Annotated in this window: 1 protein-coding gene; it reads left to right on the top strand. The window is 67.8% G+C overall.

Going from position 1 to position 943, the window contains the following annotated elements; all coding sequences use genetic code 11:
• Positions 1-78: 78 nt before the first annotated feature.
• Positions 79-943, top strand: an 865-nt coding sequence (locus AOT83_RS18345; protein ID WP_346424256.1) for a DUF6779 domain-containing protein, incomplete at its 3' end; no start/stop codon positions are given.

The raw sequence follows: 943 nt of genomic DNA, 5'->3' as shown, positions 1-943 counted from the left end.
CCCGATAGCACCCGCCCATGTCGAATCGCCGATTCGAGGTCGGCCAGCACACTGCACTGTCCGGGTACAGTCACCCCCATGACGATTCCGACCCGAGCGGCGAAGCCTCGGCGTGGCAGCCGTCGCCCCGGGTGGGCGTTGCTGACCGCGTTGCTGGTGCTGGCGATCGGTTCCGGGATCGCCCTGGTTTTCACCGATAAGGCCATCTATCTACGCGTCGGCTTGTTGCTGGCGTTATGGGCCGCGGTCATCGCGTCATTCGCCGCGCTGACCTACCGCCGGCAGAGCGATACCGACCAGGCGAAGGTGCGCGACCAGAAGCTGGTTTACGACCTGCAGTTGGAGCGGGAGATTTCGGCGCGCCGCGAGTACGAGCTGACGGTCGAGAGCAGATTGCGCCAACAGCTGGCTGGGGAGATCGAGGCGCAGGCCGCCGATGAGATCGCGACTCTGCGTGCCGAGCTTGCCGCGTTGCGCACCAATCTGGAGATTCTCTTCAACACCGAGCTCAGTGAGCGTCCGGCGATCGAGCATGACCCGATTCGCGCGTTGGGGCCCTGGCCGGGAGCCGAGCCCGAGCCCGCACCGAACGTGGGCGCACCTGCTGCCGCATTCACCCACTCCGTCCGCGAGCCCCAACCCGCGCCGGCCGCCGAGTACCAGGACGTGACCGCGGTCGAGGAGGACAACCGGACATCGGAGTACCCGATCATCGATGTCGCCGAAGATCCCCATCATGTCGATGAGGCGGAGGCGCCTCCCACGCCGCCGTATCCGGCGCCTCCGTACTACGGTGCCGCGCAACCTCACGAGCCGGAGCCGTACCAACAGCCGGTCTCATCCGGTACACATTGGCGCCCGCAGCCGGAGCCGCATGTGGCCCAGTCCCCGGTGCCGCAGCCGGAGCCCGCGGTTCCGGCGGCACCGGGGACTGGGCCACATG

It is taken from the genome of Mycobacteroides sp. H001, from assembly GCF_001440005.1.
In the GTDB taxonomy this organism is placed as follows: domain Bacteria; phylum Actinomycetota; class Actinomycetes; order Mycobacteriales; family Mycobacteriaceae; genus Mycobacterium; species Mycobacterium gwanakae.
The sequence above is the reverse complement of the archived record's forward strand: the minus strand, read 5'-3'. Positions and strand labels throughout refer to the sequence as shown.